The sequence below is a fragment of the Citrobacter rodentium NBRC 105723 = DSM 16636 genome (genome assembly GCF_021278985.1).
Lineage (GTDB): Bacteria > Pseudomonadota > Gammaproteobacteria > Enterobacterales > Enterobacteriaceae > Citrobacter_A > Citrobacter_A rodentium.
Genome location: NZ_CP082833.1, coordinates 4,360,233 through 4,378,360, shown reverse-complemented (window position 1 = coordinate 4,378,360; position 18,128 = coordinate 4,360,233). Strand labels below are relative to the sequence as shown.

General features: G+C 56.7%; 17 protein-coding genes and 4 pseudogenes. 8 read left to right on the top strand and 13 right to left on the bottom strand.

Annotation, left to right across the window (positions count from 1 at the left end):
* Positions 1–15: 15 nt before the first annotated feature.
* From bssS to mdtH, 6 genes and pseudogenes are all read right to left on the bottom strand, one after another.
* Positions 16–270, bottom strand: a complete 255-nt coding sequence (gene bssS, locus K7R23_RS20855; RefSeq protein ID WP_024132607.1) for a biofilm formation regulator BssS — start codon at positions 268–270, stop codon at positions 16–18.
* A 315-nt stretch (positions 271–585) separates the two neighbouring features.
* Positions 586–831 carry a DNA damage-inducible protein I gene (gene dinI / locus K7R23_RS20850; RefSeq protein ID WP_012905420.1) on the bottom strand — a complete coding sequence of 82 codons (246 nt, stop codon included), beginning with the start codon at positions 829–831 and terminating at the stop codon, positions 586–588.
* Between the two features lie 75 nt (positions 832–906).
* Complete coding sequence (gene pyrC / locus K7R23_RS20845) at positions 907–1,953, bottom strand: dihydroorotase (protein WP_012905421.1); 1,047 nt, start codon at positions 1,951–1,953, stop codon at positions 907–909.
* 102 nt (positions 1,954–2,055) lie between these two features.
* Positions 2,056–2,616, bottom strand: a complete 561-nt coding sequence (locus K7R23_RS20840; protein WP_012905422.1) for a lipoprotein — start codon at positions 2,614–2,616, stop codon at positions 2,056–2,058.
* Between the two features lie 127 nt (positions 2,617–2,743).
* Positions 2,744–3,391 (bottom strand): glutaredoxin 2, encoded by a 648-nt coding sequence (gene grxB, locus K7R23_RS20835; protein WP_012905423.1) that lies wholly within the window; start codon positions 3,389–3,391, stop codon positions 2,744–2,746.
* 63 nt (positions 3,392–3,454) lie between these two features.
* Positions 3,455–4,664: pseudogene (mdtH, locus tag K7R23_RS20830) on the bottom strand (multidrug efflux MFS transporter MdtH).
* A gap of 261 nt (positions 4,665–4,925) precedes the next feature.
* On the opposite strand from mdtH, the gene rimJ reads away from it, so the two are divergent.
* The 4 genes and pseudogenes from rimJ (at position 4,926) to murJ (ending at position 8,739) form a co-directional block, all read left to right on the top strand.
* Positions 4,926–5,510, top strand: a complete 585-nt coding sequence (gene rimJ / locus K7R23_RS20825; RefSeq protein ID WP_012905424.1) for a ribosomal protein S5-alanine N-acetyltransferase — start codon at positions 4,926–4,928, stop codon at positions 5,508–5,510.
* Between the two features lie 10 nt (positions 5,511–5,520).
* Positions 5,521–6,177 carry a YceH family protein gene (locus tag K7R23_RS20820; RefSeq protein ID WP_012905425.1) on the top strand — a complete coding sequence of 219 codons (657 nt, stop codon included), beginning with the start codon at positions 5,521–5,523 and terminating at the stop codon, positions 6,175–6,177.
* Positions 6,170–7,091 (top strand): annotated as a pseudogene (locus tag K7R23_RS20815) (Gfo/Idh/MocA family protein). The gene K7R23_RS20820 and the pseudogene K7R23_RS20815 overlap by 8 nt, the downstream one beginning before the upstream one ends.
* A 112-nt stretch (positions 7,092–7,203) precedes the next feature.
* Positions 7,204–8,739, top strand: a complete 1,536-nt coding sequence (gene murJ / locus K7R23_RS20810; protein WP_012905426.1) for a murein biosynthesis integral membrane protein MurJ — start codon at positions 7,204–7,206, stop codon at positions 8,737–8,739.
* Between the two features lie 280 nt (positions 8,740–9,019).
* On the opposite strand, the gene K7R23_RS20805 is transcribed toward murJ, so the two are convergent.
* The 6 genes and pseudogenes from K7R23_RS20805 to flgA form a co-directional block, all read right to left on the bottom strand.
* A complete protein-coding gene (locus K7R23_RS20805) occupies positions 9,020–10,000 on the bottom strand; it encodes an IS110-like element ISCro4 family transposase (RefSeq protein ID WP_012904434.1) in 981 nt (326 codons plus the stop codon).
* A 276-nt stretch (positions 10,001–10,276) separates the two neighbouring features.
* A pseudogene (flgN, locus tag K7R23_RS20800) lies at positions 10,277–10,558 on the bottom strand (flagellar export chaperone FlgN); the annotation flags it as partial.
* A gap of 8 nt (positions 10,559–10,566) precedes the next feature.
* Positions 10,567–11,904 (bottom strand): IS4-like element ISCro3 family transposase, encoded by a 1,338-nt coding sequence (locus K7R23_RS20795; RefSeq protein WP_012904641.1) that lies wholly within the window; start codon positions 11,902–11,904, stop codon positions 10,567–10,569.
* An 83-nt stretch (positions 11,905–11,987) separates the two neighbouring features.
* Positions 11,988–12,140 (bottom strand): annotated as a pseudogene (locus tag K7R23_RS20790) (flagellar biosynthesis protein FlgN); the annotation flags it as partial.
* Between the two features lie 4 nt (positions 12,141–12,144).
* Complete coding sequence (flgM, locus tag K7R23_RS20785; protein ID WP_012905427.1) at positions 12,145–12,438, bottom strand: flagellar biosynthesis anti-sigma factor FlgM; 294 nt, start codon at positions 12,436–12,438, stop codon at positions 12,145–12,147.
* A gap of 92 nt (positions 12,439–12,530) precedes the next feature.
* A complete protein-coding gene (gene flgA / locus K7R23_RS20780) occupies positions 12,531–13,190 on the bottom strand; it encodes a flagellar basal body P-ring formation chaperone FlgA (protein WP_012905428.1) in 660 nt (219 codons plus the stop codon).
* 156 nt (positions 13,191–13,346) lie between these two features.
* Between flgA and flgB the strand changes: the two genes are divergently transcribed.
* From flgB to flgL, 4 genes are all read left to right on the top strand, one after another.
* Positions 13,347–13,763: a flagellar basal body rod protein FlgB gene (gene flgB, locus K7R23_RS20775; RefSeq protein WP_012905429.1), complete on the top strand. Its 417-nt coding sequence runs from the start codon at positions 13,347–13,349 to the stop codon at positions 13,761–13,763.
* A 3-nt stretch (positions 13,764–13,766) separates the two neighbouring features.
* A complete protein-coding gene (locus K7R23_RS20770) occupies positions 13,767–14,111 on the top strand; it encodes a flagellar basal body protein (protein WP_024132610.1) in 345 nt (114 codons plus the stop codon).
* A gap of 65 nt (positions 14,112–14,176) precedes the next feature.
* Positions 14,177–15,817: a flagellar hook-associated protein FlgK gene (flgK, locus tag K7R23_RS20760; RefSeq protein ID WP_012905430.1), complete on the top strand. Its 1,641-nt coding sequence runs from the start codon at positions 14,177–14,179 to the stop codon at positions 15,815–15,817.
* Positions 15,818–15,831: 14 nt separating this feature from the next.
* Positions 15,832–16,785, top strand: coding sequence for a flagellar hook-associated protein FlgL (gene flgL / locus K7R23_RS20755; RefSeq protein ID WP_012905431.1), 954 nt, complete (start codon positions 15,832–15,834; stop codon positions 16,783–16,785).
* An 84-nt stretch (positions 16,786–16,869) separates the two neighbouring features.
* On the opposite strand, the gene K7R23_RS20750 is transcribed toward flgL, so the two are convergent.
* Positions 16,870–18,063, bottom strand: a complete 1,194-nt coding sequence (locus tag K7R23_RS20750; protein WP_042623222.1) for an MFS transporter — start codon at positions 18,061–18,063, stop codon at positions 16,870–16,872.
* Positions 18,064–18,128 lie beyond the last annotated feature (65 nt).

The following is an 18,128-nucleotide window of genomic DNA, read 5'->3' as shown; positions in this document are numbered from 1 at the left end:
GATATAACCGTCTCGTTAATGACGACGGTACTCATTTTCCTGGTAGTCGCCGGATTCAATTTTAGCGATACCCGCTTCTAATATCGAAATGAATTGTCTGGCAACATCGGTGGTTAACCAGAGCGTTTGACCTATTTCCGTTTCGTCCGTTTCAGAGCGATTTGGGGTCTGGTAGTGCAAACGCAGCATCAGCGCGTCATAGCTGTCTACGGTGCTGATGTCCCATCCCACAAGCGGATGAGTCTGAATGACTTCATTATTTTTTTCCATCATGCCCCCTAATTCGTGTTACAAGACAACGGCTTTCGAGGTTCAATGCGTTTTATCTGAAGCAACTTCAGTATATCAATAAATAAGGGTATCCAGCGAAAATTTAAAGAGGGAAGAGGATAATTTCTGCATTTTAAGAGTTTTGCGGATAATTAATCACCAGTTTATTCATTAATTTTAAGTATGTTATGCAGTTATTTTGATGATAGCTGAAATTATAACCATTTGACGATTTATTCACCGGCGCGCTGCCAGCGGGGCGGCATAATTTAAAAAAGCCGGGGCGACCCGGCAAAAACACAACGGCAGAGCTTTTTATTCTGTAATGAACCAGTCATCGGCGCTTTCCCAGGTTTCCTGGAGAATTTCGCTGATACGCTGTTTATCTTCTTTTGTCGCGCCGATGACGGACAAATTATTCGCAGCGGCATAACGCACGGTGACGTTACCGTCGTTATCGGGGAAGTGGTGGGTAATACGACGAGAGAGTTCTTCCGCCAGCGCGTCAATCGCGCCAGCAGGCAAAGGTGAAGTTTTAGCAATGGTGACTTCAATACGCATAATCGCCCCCTGTTGAATATACTGGTTATTTATACAGTTAATTAAGCCAGCTTACAACAGGCGGCGCGGTTTTTTTTAGGCTTTCACCGACCAGCGCAGCGTTTCTCCGCCGAGGAAGGGAACCAGCGTATCGTCGGCGACGCGAATGCTTTCGGGCACCTGCTGTTCTTCACGTACCAGTTCAACAAAGGTTTCATTGACCGGCAGGCCATAGAAGCGCGGCCCGTTCAGAGAGCAGAACGCTTCAAAATGCGCCAGGGCGTTCATTTCCTCAAACACGCTGGCGTAGCTGGCCAGCGCCGTCGGCGCGTTAAAGCAGCCCGCGCAGCCGCAGCCTGACTCTTTGCGATGACGGGCGTGCGGCGCCGAGTCGGTGCCGAGAAATGCGCGCTCAAAGCCGCTGGCGACCAGTTCGCGCAGCGCCTGCTGGTGCACGTTGCGCTTGAGGATCGGCAGGCAGTACAGATGGGGACGAATACCGCCGACCAGCATGTGGTTACGATTAAACATCAAATGCTGCGGCGTGATTGTCGCCGCCAGCAGTTCATTACTGTCGCGGACATACTCTGCGGCGTCTTTGGTGGTGATATGCTCAAAAACCACTTTCAGCGCGGGCAGACGCTGGCGCAGCGGTTCCATTACCGTCTCGATAAAACGCGCTTCGCGGTCAAAAATATCAATCTCTGCATGGGTAACCTCGCCATGCACCAGCAGCGGCATGCCGAGTTTTTCCATCCGCTCCAGCACCGGCATAATGGCATCAATGGAGGTTACGCCGTGGCTGGAGTTGGTGGTGGCATTTGCCGGATACAGTTTTGCCGCGGTAAACACGCCTTCGCGAAAGCCGCGCTCCAGTTCATCCGGATTCAGGGTGTCGGTTAAATAGCAGGTCATCAGCGGGGTAAAAGTATGACCGGCCGGGACGGCGTCGAGAATGCGCTGGCGGTAAGCGATAGCGGCGTCAACCGTGGTAACTGGCGGCGCCAGGTTTGGCATCACAATGGCGCGCGCGTAAATTTCGCTGGTATACGGCACGACCGTTTGCAGCATGTCGCCATCGCGGAGGTGAAGGTGCCAGTCGTCTGGGCGGCGGATCTTTAAAACCTGGGAGGGTGCTGTCATCAATATGCTCCGGCTGAGGGTGTCATTTTTGCCGGAAACCAAGGATAAGCGGAAACGTTTTCGTTTGCACGTAAAAAAGGGCGCAGTCGCGCCCTTATTGTTTTAATCGGTAAACGGGATGACGATTTCGCCCGGCTTCACTTCAATGCCTTTGGCGTATTTCTTCGCCATCGCTTCGCCTTCGCTGCCATCTTCGCGCAGAACGTAAGCCGGTTGCTGATTAAAATAGTTGCGCAGCGACTGATTCAGATAGGGCATCAGCGTTTGCATCACGGTCTGCATTTTTTCCGGCGTGACGGTAGCATCCACCACCTCCATCTCCTGGAGGAAGATTGCCCCTTTCTCTTTGTTAAATACCGGCAGCGCCTTTAGCTTCAGCTTCATCGTCGCTTTCTGGCTGCCAAAGAGGGAGTTCATATCCAGGCTGGCATCGCCGGTCAGGGTGACTTTGTTCGGCTCTTCACGTCCGATCTGGCTGGCCAGGTTATTCAGGACAATATGCGCGTCCGCAACGCCCGGCAGACCGATGTCTTTGGCAAAGCGGTTATGCTTTTCAAGCGCCTGATTAATTTCCTGTTCGCTTACGGTGTACTGCGTGAGCTGGTTACAGCCGACCAGCAGGCCGCCAACCATCAGCGCAGCGGCAAAAAAAATCTTCTTCATGAATTTCCTCAACATGATGCATTCGTCACGATCCTGACAGAAAGCAGCATGCGGCACCAGCGTAATTCGCGCCAGTAGAAAAAACCGAAAATAGCGGCGGCTGTAGTAACGCCGCCGCCCGCGAAGGTTATATCGCCATCGACGATAACAGATTCACCTGCGTCTGCTTCGCCATATTATCGCGATAGTCCGCCACCCGCGTCGGCCAGGTGACGCCCGACACCAGCGTCAGGTTGCGAAGCAAAGGAAAGAGCTGAAAGTCATCTTCCGACAGTTCGCCGTTCACGGCGTTGGGTTGAACGATGAGCTTATCCAGCGCGCGCAGGTCGTCGCTGATTTTTTTAGTCAGCCCCGCGGAGTGGGCCAGATGGTCGGCAAAACTGCCAATCGTCGCCTCTTTTTTATCAATAAAATAGCGGCGGGCCGACGGCGTGGAAAATTCGTCGAAGGCGGATTGAGCAAAGCGCGGCAGCAGCAGCTGATTGGCATAGCCGTTCACTTTTCGCAGCCACTCTGCAATCGCCGGATTTTGCTTGCCGGTCAGCAGCGGTTTGCCATCACTCTTGTCGACATAATGGACGATATCCATGCTTTCAGCCATGTAGCGGCTGTCGTCTTTTTGCAGAATTGGCACCATTTTCTGTCCCACCATCCGCGTTGGCGTGTCAGCGTCGTCGTTGGCCAGGACGTTCAGTTCGACAGGGATGTTTTTGAGGCCGAAAATCATGCGGGCTTTAACGCAGAAAGGGCAATGATCGTAAATATAAAGCTTCACGTCTCTCCTCCATTTTACTGGCAGTTCTCTGTCAGTATGGAGGAGAGACGAGCGGGTATCAAATCAGGCGCCCGGTTCGAGCATCCCGCGCGGCGTGCGCTTGTGGCTGAACTGCCAGCCCAGGGCGAGAAAGGTGATGCCGCCAATAATGCCCAGCATCATCCACGGCAGCTCCGGCTGGTGGAGCATTTTCCCCATATCAAACAGCCAGCCGCCGCCGATATAACCGACTGCGCCGCCGATGGCTAACCCGAGACGGCTGAAGCCCATATAGCTGCCGCGCGCCCTGGCGTCCGCCAGCGAGGCGCTCAGCGTTTCGCGCGCCGGTTCGGCGATAATCGAACCGATATAGAAGGTGCAGATCAGGGTGAACAGCTGCTGTAAATCGCTGACCATCCCGACCGGCAACATGCTCAGCGACATCAGCAGCAGCCCGGCCATCAGCCGGTGCTCAAGGCGAAACCGTTTCTCGCTCCAGCGGGCGATCGGGTAGAGCAGCGTCAGCGACAGGCAGGCTTCAATGGCGTACATCCACTTCACTGCCGACGGCGAACCGGCGATGTCGTTGACCATAATCGGCAGCATCAGCATCACCTGTACCGCCAGCATATAGTATCCCGCCAGCGTAAGCACATAGGTGACAAAGCGCCGGTCGCTGAGTACGCGGCGCATGCCTTCGCGTACCGGAATGCGCACGGTAGAAAGCTTCCAGGCGGGCAGCAGCCAGGCCGTTAAAGGCGGCGCAAAGGACAAACAGCACCGCGCCGACGGCGCACACCAGACGGAAGTCATACTGCAACAGCCAGCTGCCTAACAGCGCGCCGATGACCGCGCCCGCGCTGTCCTGCATCATCAGCAGGGAAAAGAAGCGCCCGCGCTGCTGCGGACGAATCAGTTTCACCACCAGCGCAGAGCGGGGCGGATCGAACAGCGTACCGCCGAGTCCGGAGAGAAAACAGGAGAACCACAGCAGCCAGGGCTCATGGGCGATCCCCATCGTGGCAAACCCGGCGGCACGCATCAGCATACCGGTGACGATCATCGGCTTCGCGCCGAAGCGATCGGCAATCGCGCCGCCGAAAATCCCCAGCCCCTGCTGAATAAACTGGCGCAGGCCAAGCGCAATACCGACCATCACCGCGGCCCAGCCCATCTGGTCGACAAAGCGGATGGAGATCAGCGGAAACACCACGAAGAAGCCCAGCACGACGAGCATATTATCGATAAGCAGGAAGTATTTACCCAGGTTCCTGGCCTGCGAGGTGCGCGACATTTTCCCCTCCCGGGAAAATACTCGAAGTATCCGGAGTATATAAAGCGAAGAAGACTCTATTCTGCGGCTTTGCTTTCTTTTTGCCCACCCTGTCCGGGACAATATTTTTTTATCAAAAGTCCATCTTGATAGAGAGTTTTCATCAAAATGCGGAAATAATTCAAAAAATGGCAATCTGTGCTTTTCACAGGGTGCTTTAGCGCAGGTATAGTAAGTGAATCAGGGTGAAACGGCGATTCGGATAAGGAGTTGAAATCAAATATGTTTGGCTATCGCAGTAACGTGCCAAAAGTGCGCTTAACCACAGACCGGCTGGTCGTGCGTCTGGTGCATGAGCGTGATGCCTGGCGTCTGGCGGACTATTACGCGGAAAATCGTCATTTTTTAAAGCCCTGGGAACCGATTCGTGATGAGAGCCACTGCTATCCTTCCGGCTGGCAGGCGCGGTTGAGCATGATTGCCGAGTTTCACAAACAAGGTTCCGCTTTCTATTTCGCGCTGCTCGACCCGGACGAAAAAGAGATTATCGGCGTGGCGAACTTCTCTAACGTGGTGCGCGGTTCATTCCACGCCTGCTATCTGGGCTATTCCATCGGGCAAAAATGGCAGGGGCAGGGGTTGATGTTCGAAGCGCTTACCGCCGCCATCCGCTACATGCAGCGCACGCAGCATATTCATCGCATTATGGCGAACTACATGCCGCACAATAAACGCAGCGGCGATTTACTGGCGCGACTTGGCTTTGTCAAAGAGGGGTACGCCAAAGATTATCTGTTGATTGACGGACAATGGCGCGACCACGTGCTGACGGCGTTAACGACAACGGAATGGACCCCCGGTCGGTGAGGAGAGAATAATGAAATATGAATTAACCGCCACGGAAGCTCGCGTGATTGGCTGCCTGCTGGAAAAACAGGTCACCACGCCCGAACAGTATCCTCTTTCCGTCAACGGCGTGGTCACCGCCTGCAATCAGAAAACCAACCGCGAGCCGGTAATGAATCTGACGGAGCAGGAGGTGCAGGAGCAGCTTGATAATCTGGTGAAGCGCCACTTTCTGCGTACGGTCAGCGGCTTTGGCAACCGGGTGACGAAATATGAACAGCGTTTCTGTAATTCGGAGTTTGGCGACCTGAAGCTGAGTGCAGCTGAGGTTGCGCTGATCGCCACGCTGCTGCTGCGCGGGGCGCAGACGCCGGGTGAACTGCGCAGCCGCGCTTCACGGATGCATGAGTTCAGCGATATGGCGGAGGTGGAGGCGACGCTGGAGCGGCTGGCGACGCGCGAGGATGGCCCTTACGTTGTGCGTCTGGCGCGTGAGCCGGGCAAGCGCGAAAGCCGCTATATGCATCTGTTCTGCGGCGAGGTGGATGAGCAGGCGCTGGCTGTGGTCGCGTCACCAACAGGGGGCGGCGATTTGCAGGCGCGGGTTGAGGCGCTGGAAGCGGAAGTCGCAGAGCTGAAGCAGCAGATTGCCTCACTGCTGGCGCACCCGGGAGAGTCACGTGAATAAATTACGTATCGGGGTGGTCGGACTGGGCGGCATTGCGCAAAAGGCCTGGCTGCCGGTGCTTGGCGCCGCCAGCGACTGGACGTTACAGGGCGCCTGGTCGCCTTCGCGCGAAAAGGCGGAGAAAATCTGCCAGACCTGGCGGATGACGTATGCCAGTTCGCTCGCTAATCTGGCGGCGCAGTGCGACGCCGTCTTTGTCCACTCAAGCACCGCCAGCCATTATGCCGTGGTCAGCGAACTGCTGAATGCGGGGGTGCATGTCTGCGTCGACAAGCCGCTGGCGGAAAATCTGCACGATGCCGAACGGCTGGTGGCGCTGGCGGCGAAGAAAAAGCTGACGCTGATGGTCGGCTTTAACCGTCGCTTTGCGCCGCTTTACCGCGAGCTGAAAGCCAGCCTGGGCAATGCCGCCTCGCTGCGGATGGATAAACACCGCGCCGACAGCGTAGGGCCGCACGATCTGCGCTTCACGCTGCTGGATGACTATCTGCACGTTGTCGACACCGCGCTATGGCTGGCGGGCGACAGCGCCGCGCTCAGCAGCGGCACAATGCTCACCAGTGAGGCCGGCGAGATGCTGTATGCCGAACACCATTTTGCGACCAGCCAGCTGCAAATTACCACCAGTATGCATCGCCGGGCGGGAAGTCAGCGGGAGTGCGTGCGCGGTGACCGACGGCGGCCTGATTGACGTCACCGACATGCGCGAATGGCGCGAAGAGCGCGGGCAGGGCGTGGTGCAGAAGCCGGTTCCCGGCTGGCAAAGCACGCTCGAACAACGCGGCTTTACCGGCTGTGCGTGGCATTTCATCAACTGCGTGCAAAACCAGACGATTCCTGAAACCGCCGGCGAGCAGGCGATTTTCGCTCAGCGCATCGTGGAAAAGCTGTGGCGCGAGGCGATGAGCGAATAATGGCCTGTAACATCTGGCGGTAGTAATTCAGCTTAATCACGGTAGACTATGCGCCTCTCTTCCAACGCCTGCACTGCAGGCGTTTTGCCGTAGGGTGTGGAATCAACAAGACATGAATTTATTAAAATCGCTGGCGGCCGTCAGCTCAATGACCATGTTTTCGCGCGTGCTTGGATTTGCGCGCGATGCGATTGTCGCCAGAATCTTTGGCGCAGGGATGGCGACCGACGCCTTTTTTGTGGCGTTCAAGTTACCCAACCTGTTACGCCGTATTTTTGCTGAAGGGGCGTTCTCCCAGGCGTTTGTGCCGATTCTGGCCGAGTACAAAAGCAAGCAGGGGGAAGAGGCAACCCGCATCTTTGTCTCCTATGTCTCAGGATTGCTGACGCTGGCGCTGGCCGTCGTCACCGTCGCCGGGATGCTGGCGGCGCCGTGGGTGATTATGGTGACGGCGCCCGGTTTTGCCGATACCGCCGATAAATTCGCCCTGACGACCCGGCTGCTGCAAATCACTTTTCCCTACATTTTGCTGATTTCGCTGGCCTCGCTGGTTGGGGCGATCCTCAATACCTGGAACCGCTTCTCGATCCCGGCCTTCGCGCCGACCTTTCTCAACATCAGCATGATTGGCTTCGCGCTGTTTGCCGCGCCATATTTTAACCCGCCGGTGCTGGCGCTGGCCTGGGCGGTGACCGCAGGCGGCGTGTTACAGCTGGTTTATCAGCTACCGCACCTGAAGAAAATCGGTATGCTGGTGCTGCCGCGCATTAACTTCCGCGACGCCGGGGCGATGCGGGTGATTAAGCAGATGGGGCCTGCGATCCTCGGGGTTTCGGTGAGTCAGATCTCGCTGATTATCAATACCATCTTCGCCTCATTTCTTACCTCCGGTTCGGTATCGTGGATGTACTATGCCGACCGTCTGATGGAGTTTCCTTCCGGCGTGCTCGGCGTGGCGCTGGGGACTATTCTGCTGCCGTCGTTGTCGAAAAGCTTTGCCAGCGGCAACCACGATGAATACTGTCGTCTGATGGACTGGGGGCTACGCCTTTGCTTCCTGCTGGCGCTGCCGAGCGCGGTGGCGCTGGGGATCCTCTCCGGGCCGCTGACCGTTTCCCTGTTTCAGTATGGTAAATTCACCGCTTTTGACGCTCTGATGACCCAGAAGGCGTTGATTGCTTATTCCGTGGGGCTGATGGGGCTGATTGTGGTGAAGGTGCTGGCGCCGGGCTTCTATTCCCGCCAGGACATTAAAACGCCGGTGAAGATTGCTATTGTGACGTTGATTATGACGCAGTTAATGAACCTGGCGTTTATCGGTCCGTTGAAGCATGCCGGTTTGTCGCTGTCGATTGGTCTTGCCGCCTGCCTGAACGCATCGCTGCTGTACTGGCAGCTGCGTAAGCAGAGGATCTTTACCCCGCAGCCGGGCTGGCGGGCCTTTTTTGCGCGGCTGGTGATTGCGGTGCTGGTGATGTCGGCGGTGCTGGTGGGGATGTTGCACATCATGCCCGCGTGGTCGCTGGGGACAATGCCGTGGCGTCTGCTGCGCCTGATGGCGGTGGTGCTGGCCGGTGTCGCCGCCTATTTCGCCGCGCTGGCGGTGTTGGGCTTTAAGGTTAAAGAGTTCACGCGCCGGACGGTGTAGTTGTATTGGCAGGTGTATTTTTATTGCCGGATGGCGGCGTTCCGCCTTATCCGGCCTACCCAGACCTTCACTCCACGCGCGATAAGCGCAGCACCATCAGGCAATGAAGTGGCATTGACCGGTAGGCCTGATAAGCGTAGCGCCATCAGGCAATGAAGTGGCATTGATCCCGTAGATACTGTTATCGCCTGCAAGCTTTTTTATTTTCCGCCTTACCGGATTGCAGGCATACCAGTCACAGCGCCGTCAGGCGCTGTTTTTTCATCCCTTCCACCATATTTTACGCTGCTACCGGATTATGCCGGGACGCATCGAACGGCACGCCTGACTTCAGAACACCGTACGCCACCTGCGCCAGCTTGCGCATCATCGCACCGATTATCACTTTCCCTTTTTTACCGTTCCCTGCCAGACGGTCACGGAACGCTCTTCCCCATTCCGTTTTACTTACCGCCACCATCGCAGGCATATACAGCGCCCTGCGAAGCGACGCATGTCCGGCTTTACTCATCCGGCTGGCCCTGTTCACACTGCTGCCTGATTCATACCGCCGCGGCGTCAGACCCGCAAAAGCGGCGAACTGCCTGGCATGGGTGAAGCGCTCCTTCAGACCGGTATAAGCCAGTAATACCGCGGACGTTTTCTCCCCGATGCCCGGGATACTTTCCAGCAGCTTCCTGCGGTGCTTCATATCCGGGTCATCATCCGTCAGGTCCTTTATCTGCTTTTCGATGCGCTTAAGTTCGGCATGAAGCCACAGCAGATGGGCGTCTATACTCGGACGCTGCACCTCACGCGCTGTCTCCAGGCGGTTCAGCTCCTGCGTGTGCATGTCCGTCAGCGACTGATGGCGCAGCACCAGAGCCCGCAGGGCCCGTTCAACCGGATGCGGGGCTTCCCACGCCGGAGGGCGCTTCTGACGACAGAACTCTGCCAGCATACGGGCATCCACTGCATCGGTTTTGCTGCGCAGACCTTCACTCTGTGCAAAGGCTTTACCCAGGGCGGGGTTGATGACGGAGACGGTGTAACCGGCATCACTGAGATGAGCGGCAACGTCTTCCATATACGTACTGGTGGCTTCCATGCAGATATGTGCCGGTGCCACGCGATGACCGCTGAGCCAGCGGAGAAGTTCGTCGTGGCCCTTCGGGGTGTTGGCAAATTTTTTGCTGCGGTGACGGCCATCAGGCCGCAACACATCGACATCCAGCTTAGCTTTAGAGACATCGATACCGATAAAATGAAGTTCCTGTTCCATAGTGAGACCAGCCTTGTGAATGCGGATTACCGGGAAAACCGGTCCATGATACTGTCCGGTTTGTCACTTGTGGAGAACGGCGGTCCGCTGCATAAATCTACGTCACAGGTTATTAGCCTGAGGCCTGATACGGCATGCGGACCGCATGGCAGAGAGAACTGGCCGGTTCTCCCTGCACTGAAGGGATAATACAAGGCCGGATAAGCGCAGCGCCATCAGGCAATTGAAGCGGTATTGACCGGTAGGCCTGATAAGCGTAGCGCCATCAGGCAATCATCAGATAGAGAATTTTTTCCCGCCGCGATGGGAGGAGGAGGTTTGACCGTTCGCGCCGTAAAGCGTCGGTTCCTGATAAGGCTTCAGCACCTCGATCGCCTGTTGATTACGCGCGATTTGCCCTTCCAGCAGCCAGCCGTTGTGCTGGTTCAGATCGCGTAGCTGCTGCGTCTTTTCGGTAATCGCTTGCCAGCGTTCGCTTATCTCATCGTTTGCGCCGTGATGAGCGTCCTGTTCACCACGTCGCTGCTGTTCCAGATAATTAAGCGTCGCCAGCAGAGTAATGCCGTTCACTTAAGCGGTGCGGCATTGCGTTTCACCGGATAACGGGTTTTTGATATCTTAACCGCCCTCGGCCTTGATGGTCGGGGGCGTTTTGTTATGAACACCGCTTCCAGAGCCCCCCGCAGATGCTCCAGCCGTTTCGGGATGGTCCCCGGTGACACCGTATTTCCCAGCACTATCATTTCTGTGGCGATAAACTGGAACGCGAACTTAAAGCTGATTTCCGACGCCGCTTTTTTGTGTTTCTCCGTTGCTTTTGTTGCCTCACGCCGTATCAGATTATAAGCCAGCAACATGCCCCACACCTCCTGTTCCAGCAACTCAACCTTCCGGCTTCTCAGTACCAGAGCGTTATTCAGCAGGCTGCTTTTCAGGTTTCTGAACCCGACTTCGATTTCCCATCTTGAGTGATAAAGCTCTGCCACCTCTCTGGCCTTATAACGGTCTGCCTGAAGTGACGTCAGGACCGTTTTTTCCACTCCGTTCAGTTCATAAGTTACCGCCCGCGCATACCAGTATTCCGGCAGCGAAGGATTCTTTTTCCTTGCCTGTGGTGACACTTTCAGTTTCAGAAGCCGGTCTCCGGGACCGTAACTTTCTTCCGTTTCTGCTGCGATATTCTTCCAGGCGGGCAGCAGCCAGTGGCGGTTACAACCCTGCCGGTTCAGCGACAGCAACAGGTCTGCGCTGTAGAACAGCTTGTCAAACAGCGTAATGGAGTTATCCGGAATGGTGACGAGCATTGAGTGGGCCAGCAGGGTTTCGCTCCGTCGGTAAGGCGCGGTCGCGGCATCCAGCAGAATGTGACTACCCAGGTTCATTAAAGCCACCAGACGCATTACCGGGTATGCGCTTTGCCGCTCAGTGGATGTGTTGGCAGAGCCATAATGTTCACGCAGCTCAGGTTCATCAGGTGTCCTGAACTGTGCGCCATCGATGGCAAAAAGTTGCAGGCCATGCCAGTCATCTTTCTGGTAACGCTCAGTTCCCCATGTCTGCGCGGTCTGGCGGAAAAGCCATTCCACCGGTGCAGCACCCACGCGCTGACGCGCCTGGGTGACAGCGCTGCGGGCCAGCAGGTTCATCCCCGCTTCACCATCCGCGCTCAGGTTCAGACGACGAACCACATCGGTAATCGACTCATTACGGAAGAAGGCCATAGCCACGACCATCCAGATAACCATGTCGCCAGGTAAACGACGGCGGCGAACGGTCGCATGTGCAGAAAGAGTCAGGCAGTGTTGTATCCATTCGACGGGAAGATGCTGAGCAAACAGTTGTGCAGAAGGGGGCGGCATCAGCGGATGGTCGCTGAAATCGAGCAGGTCATTGAGAAGTGGCATAAGAAAACGGCTCCCTGTTGTGGAAGCCGTTATAGTGCCGCAGATTAAGGATCGGTCAACCGATCCTTAACTGATCGGCATTACGCCAGCAGAGAGCTTTTTTCTTCTGTAATACGCTGCAGCTGGCTGCCGTTAATATGGCCGACGGAGAGTTGCTGCTGTTCGGCATCCATCACCTTTTTCAGGTCATTGAGAACCGCCGTCATGTGATCGAGTATTTCTGCCAGACGAGTCATACGTTTATTTACTCTGAAGATAGCTCTGGGCTTCGTGAATCAGCGCGTCGGCTATTTTCCCGGCGTCCATTTTCAGCTCGCCGTTACGAATCGCGGTTTTCAGCGCTTCCACGCGCTCCATATTGATATCGCCCGCGCCAGGCTGCATCAGTTTGGCCTGAGCGTCGCTTAACGTTACGCTGGTGCTGGTAGCCGCCGAGGTTTTTTCCTGACGCGCTTTCTGCACCGGCGCCTCGCTGGTTTCACGCGGCTGGACGGTGCTAACGGGTTTCAAAGGTGAGGTACGGTCAATGCTCATTTTATCATCCTCATCGAGGGGCTACGCTGTAACGGTCAGCAATCGTTGAATATGTATTTACTATCGGCAACCGTTACAAAACCTTTAACTGCTTACAGATTAATAAGAATATTCCCATCAGCATCGACAATACCGCTGACGACCTGACCCGATAACATCCTCACCCTGGCGTTCTGGGCCACCGCTGCGTTGTTCAGCGCCTGGCCTTCGGCATTAACGCTAAATCCATCGCCGTTCGCCACCACCAGCACCCGCTGACCGGCTTTAATGCGCCAGTCCTGGCGCAGCATATTTAACTGAACAGGCTGACCCGGCGCAAGATCGCGCAGGCTCACCGCCTCCTGAATCTGATTAATATCCAGAATGGTACGCGGAGGCAGTTGATCCAGCCGTCCGCGCTTCAGGGCGATGCTGGCAGGCGTCAGTTTGCTGCCCCGCGTGATGGGCGCGGCGGCGACCACGTAATTTCCTGTCGCCTGCACGTTTACCTGCAGGTAGCGCTTTTCATTAGCGCAGCGCGCCAGCACGTTGACGTTGCCCCAGAGCTTCGCGCTGCCGGTCACGCTGAAGGCGGGCGATTCGCAGCGCGGCAACAGATTCGGCGCGGTGCGGATGGTCACCGCCACCTCGTCGCTGAAGCCGGCCAGCCGCCGGGCAAACCAGTCGTTGAGCTGCGCGTTCAGATCCTGCGCCAGCGTCAGGGGGCTGAACAGCAGCGCCAGCATGACTAATCCACCTTTTACCGTTTGCATCGTCGCCTCCCGCGCTTTTCGCAATGACAGGATTCTACCCGCGTGCTGTCACCATCAACGCAATAAATAGCGACGCATTTTGCGTTTATTCCGGCGATAACGCGCGCGTGATGGGATTTAAGCTGTCGGCTGAATTTTGTCATCTGCGGAGGAGATATGCTCGATAAGCTCGATGCCGCTTTACGTTTTCAACAGGAAGCGCTGAATCTGCGCGCGCAGCGTCAGGAGATATTGGCCGCCAATATCGCCAACGCGGATACCCCAGGGTATCAGTCGCGCGACATAGATTTTGCCAGTGAGTTAAAAAAGGTCATGGTACGTGGGCGGCAGGAAACCGGCGGAATTTCGTTGGCATTGACCTCTGCACAGCATATCCCTGCCCAGGCGTTTTCATCGCCTTCCACGGAACTGCTTTACCGCGTTCCCGATCAGCCGTCGCTGGACGGCAATACCGTCGATATGGATCGCGAGCGGACGCAGTTTGCCGATAACAGCCTGAAATACCAGATGAGTCTGACCGCGCTGGGCGGGCAGATTAAAGGCATGATGAATGTGCTACAGGGAGGGAACTAATCCGTGGCGCTGCTGAATATTTTTGACATTGCCGGTTCGGCATTAACGGCGCAGTCCAAACGCCTGAACGTGGCGGCCAGCAACCTGGCGAACGCCGACAGCGTAACGGGGCCGGACGGTCAGCCCTACCGCGCGAAGCAGGTCTATTTTCAGGTAGACGCCGCGCCGGGCGCGGCAACCGGCGGCGTGAAGGTGTCGCAGGTCGTGGAGAGTCAGGCGCTACAGAAAGCGGGCTATGCGACCGATCCGAACTATGCGCGCAAGCTGACCTCCATGATCCAGCAGCTGAAGTCAATGAGTGAGAAGGTGAGTCACGCCTATAGCGCCAGTCTCGATAATCTCTTTTGAATGGCTCAAGTTTTGCGGCCTGCTGCCGATAATGATGTGAAACTGAAGGATTAAAAGGAACTTCCATGTCCAGCTTGTTTAATAACGCCATGAGCGGGCTTAATGCAGCCCAGGCGGCGCTGGTTACTGCCAGCAACAACATTAACAGCTATAACGTCGCGGGCTATACCCGTCAGACGACCATTATGGCGCAGGCCAACAGCACGCTGGGGGCCGGCGGCTGGGTGGGAAATGGCGTTTATGTCTCTGGCGTTCAGCGCGAATATGACGCTTTTATCACCAATCAGCTTCGCGGCGCGCAGAACCAGAGCAGCGGCCTGACCACCCAGTATGAGCAGATGTCGAAAATCGACAACCTGCTGGCCGACAAAACCCTCTCCGTTTCAGCGTCCATGCAGGATTTTTTTACCAGCCTGCAAACGTTGATCAGCAACGCTGAAGACCCGGCCGCCCGTCAGACGCTGATCGGCAAAGCGAACGGTCTGGTGAATCAGTTTAAAACCACCGATCAGTATCTGCGCGATCAGGAGCGGCAGATTAATACCTCCATCGCCTCCAGCGTTCAGCAGATCAATAACTACAGTCAGCAAATCGCCAATCTGAACGAGCAGATTTCACGTCTGACCGGCGTAGGCGCCGGCGCAGCGCCGAACGACCTGCTCGATCAGCGCGATCAGCTGGTCAGCGAGCTGAATAAAATTGTTGGCGTTGAAGTCAGCATTCAGGACGGCGGGACCTATAACATCACGATGGCTAACGGCTATTCGCTGGTGCAGGGCAGCAATGCGCGCCAGCTGGCGGCGGTGCCTTCGCAGGCCGATCCGTCACGCACCACCGTGGCGTATGTGGACTCCCAGGCTGGCAATATCGAAATTCCGGAAAAACTGATCTCTACCGGCTCGCTTGGCGGCCTGCTGACCTTCCGCTCCCATGAGCTTGACCAGACCCGCAACACGCTGGGGCAGCTGGCGCTGGCCTTTGCCGACGCCTTTAATAACCAGCACAACGCCGGGTTTGATGCGGAAGGCAATCCGGGGATGGATTTCTTTAACATCGGCGGTCCGACGGTCCTGAAAAACGGCAAAAATACCGGTACGGCCGACGTTGATGCGACGGTCACCGATGCCGCTAAGGTACAGGCCACCGACTATAAAATGGTGTTTGACGGATCAAAGTGGCAGATTACGCGCCTTGCCGATAACACCAGCTTCGAAGCGACGGAGACGGGCGGCAAGCTGTCTTTTGACGGTCTGGAAGTAACGGTGGGCAGCGGGGCTGCCGCCAACGACAGCTTTACCTTAAAACCGGTGAGCGGCGCCATTATCAATATGGGCGTTAACGTCACCAATGAGTCGCAAATCGCGATGGCGGAAGATCCAACGGCCGGTGAGAGCGATAACCGTAACGGCCAGGTGCTGCTGGATCTGCAAAATAACGGCACCACCGTAGGCGGCTCGAAATCCTTTAACGACGCGTACGCCACGCTGGTGAGCACTGTGGGCAGCAGAACCGCAGCGCTGAAAACCGCCAGCAAAACCCAGGACAATGTCGTGACTCAGCTGACGAAAGAACAGCAGTCTATTTCCGGCGTTAACCTTGATGAAGAGTACGGCAATCTGCAGCGCTATCAGCAGTATTACCTCGCTAACGCCCAGGTTCTGCAAACTGCCAACTCGTTATTTGACGCGCTACTGGGTATTCGCTAAGGGAGAGGGAAACAATGCGTATCAGTACACAAATGATGTATCAGCAGAACATGCGTGGCATCACCACCTCTCAGGCCGAGTGGATAAGATATGGTGAGCAGATGTCGTCGGGCAAGCGGGTGGTCAACCCGTCAGACGACCCTATCGCCGCCTCACAGGCGGTGGTGCTGTCGCAGGCGCAGGCGCAAAATAGCCAGTTTGCCCTGGCGCGCACTTTCGCCACGCAGAAGGTATCGCTGGAAGAGAGCGTACTGAGCGAAGTCACCACCGCGATTCAGGCGGCGCAGGAAAAAATCGTCAACGCCGGTAACGGCACGTTAAGCGACGACGACCGCGCCTCGCTGGCGACCGATTTACAGGGGATTCGCGATCAGCTGATGAACCTGGCGAACAGCACCGACGGCAATGGCCGCTATATTTTCGCTGGCTATAAAACCGGAGAAGCGCCGTTTGCTCAGGCCGACGGGACGTACAGCGGCGGCACGGAAAGCATCACCCAGCAGGTCGATTCTGCGCGCACAATGGTTATCGGGCATACCGGCGACAAGATCTTCGATTCCATCACCAGCAACGCGGTGCCGGAACCGAACGGCGATGATTCGGAAACGAATCTGTTCCGTATGCTGGATTCCGCTATCGAAGCGCTCAATTCGCCCGTCGGCGACGATGATGCGCTGAAGGAGCAGGCGAAAGCGGTGATTGATAAAACCAACCGTGGGCTGAAAAACTCGCTGAACAACGTGCTGGGCGTGCGGGCGGAGCTGGGGACGCAACTGAGCGAACTCAGCTCGCTGGATTCGCTGGGCAGCGATCGCGCGCTGGGGCAAAAGCAGCAGATGAGCGATCTGGTCGACGTGGACTGGAACGAGGTGATCTCCTCCTATGTCATGCAGCAGGCGGCGCTGCAGGCATCCTATAAGGCGTTCAGCGATATGCAGGGAATGTCGTTGTTCCAGTTCAACCGCTGATAAACCGTTTTAAAACATATCATGAAACTGGGTATGTTTTGTCTGCCCGCTCCATTCACCCCGGAGCGGGCAATTTTTTAACGGTCAGACTTCTGACGCCCGCGGCTCCGGCTGGCGCTTTCCGCTCACTCTTATCACCAGCGCGATAGCGCCGCTGACCGTCGCCAGAGCGACAACGCCCTGCCAGTTCGCCAGCGCATAAACCTGGCTGCCCGCCACCGATCCCAGCGCCATCCCGATAAACACGACCGTAAACAGCAGAGCGTTGAGACGACCTCTGGCCTGTGGCTCAAGGCTGTACACCAGATTCTGATGCGCCACCAGGCTTGACTGTAGCCCCAGATCAAACCCCACGGCGGAAAGAGCGATCAGCATCCACTGCCCCTGTACCGGCAGGAAGGGCAACAGGAACATCAGCGCAAAAGAGACGGTTACTAGCAACGCGCCTGCCTGCGTGACCTTTTCCGCGCCGATCCGGTCCGCCAGATGGCCCGCCATAGGCGCTGCCAGCGCGCCTGCGGCTCCGGCGATACCGAATGCGCCCGCGGCGGCGCTTCCCATCTGATAATGTTCGGCCAGCATCACGGCCAGCGTAGACCAGAACGCGCTGAAGGCGATGGAGAGAAAGCCCTGCGCCAGCGCGGCGCGACGCAGCGCCGGATGGCGACGCCACAGCTGCGCCATCGTCGCCATCAGCACCGGATAACGCAGCGCTGAGTGCGCCGTAAACGGCGGCAGCACTTTCCATAACAGCAGACCGATCAGCGCGATGCTGACCGCCGCGAGCTGGTACATCGCCCGCCAGCCAAACGCTTCGCCGACCAGACCGCTGACGGTGCGCGACAGCAGAATGCCCAACAGCAGGCCGGTCATCACCGTGCCTACCGTTTTGCCTTGTCGACCTTCGGGTGCCAGAATCGCCGCGGCGGGCACAATGTCCTGCGCCATCGTCGCCGCCATGCCCAGCAGCAGGCTGACCGCCAGCAGCGAAGGCAGATGCCCGGCGAGGCTACAGGCGAGCAACAGCAGGCTGAGCGCGAGGCTTTTAAGCACTATCAGCGTCCGGCGGTCATAGCGGTCGCCAAGCGGCAGTAAAAATAAAATCCCCAGCGCGTAGCCTGCCTGGGTCAGCGTCGGTACCAGACCCATGCCGCTAATATTCAGGTGCAGATCGTCTCCCATTAGCGGCAGCAGCGGCTGCGCATAATAGATTGCGGCAACGCTGAATCCGGCGCCGAGCGCCAGCACAAAAATCAGCCACGGTGAAGGTGTGTTCATTCTATTTTCCTCAGTCACAGGTGTGAGGCTATTTTTCACCGGCTGGCGCTGGTCTGGTAGCAGGC

Bases quoted from the DNA above. Each gene is read 5' to 3' on its own strand.
- bssS (WP_024132607.1), bottom strand. From the start codon at position 270: ATGGAAAAAAATAATGAAGTCATTCAGACTCATCCGCTTGTGGGATGG.
- dinI (WP_012905420.1), bottom strand. From the start codon at position 831: ATGCGTATTGAAGTCACCATTGCTAAAACTTCACCTTTGCCTGCTGGC.
- pyrC (WP_012905421.1), bottom strand. From the start codon at position 1,953: ATGACAGCACCCTCCCAGGTTTTAAAGATCCGCCGCCCAGACGACTGG.
- K7R23_RS20840 (WP_012905422.1), bottom strand. From the start codon at position 2,616: ATGAAGAAGATTTTTTTTGCCGCTGCGCTGATGGTTGGCGGCCTGCTG.
- rimJ (WP_012905424.1), top strand. From the start codon at position 4,926: ATGTTTGGCTATCGCAGTAACGTGCCAAAAGTGCGCTTAACCACAGAC.
- K7R23_RS20820 (WP_012905425.1), top strand. From the start codon at position 5,521: ATGAAATATGAATTAACCGCCACGGAAGCTCGCGTGATTGGCTGCCTG.
- murJ (WP_012905426.1), top strand. From the start codon at position 7,204: ATGAATTTATTAAAATCGCTGGCGGCCGTCAGCTCAATGACCATGTTT.
- K7R23_RS20805 (WP_012904434.1), bottom strand. From the start codon at position 10,000: ATGGAACAGGAACTTCATTTTATCGGTATCGATGTCTCTAAAGCTAAG.
- K7R23_RS20795 (WP_012904641.1), bottom strand. From the start codon at position 11,904: ATGCCACTTCTCAATGACCTGCTCGATTTCAGCGACCATCCGCTGATG.
- flgM (WP_012905427.1), bottom strand. From the start codon at position 12,438: ATGAGCATTGACCGTACCTCACCTTTGAAACCCGTTAGCACCGTCCAG.
- flgA (WP_012905428.1), bottom strand. From the start codon at position 13,190: ATGCAAACGGTAAAAGGTGGATTAGTCATGCTGGCGCTGCTGTTCAGC.
- flgB (WP_012905429.1), top strand. From the start codon at position 13,347: ATGCTCGATAAGCTCGATGCCGCTTTACGTTTTCAACAGGAAGCGCTG.
- flgK (WP_012905430.1), top strand. From the start codon at position 14,177: ATGTCCAGCTTGTTTAATAACGCCATGAGCGGGCTTAATGCAGCCCAG.
- flgL (WP_012905431.1), top strand. From the start codon at position 15,832: ATGCGTATCAGTACACAAATGATGTATCAGCAGAACATGCGTGGCATC.
- K7R23_RS20750 (WP_042623222.1), bottom strand. From the start codon at position 18,063: ATGAACACACCTTCACCGTGGCTGATTTTTGTGCTGGCGCTCGGCGCC.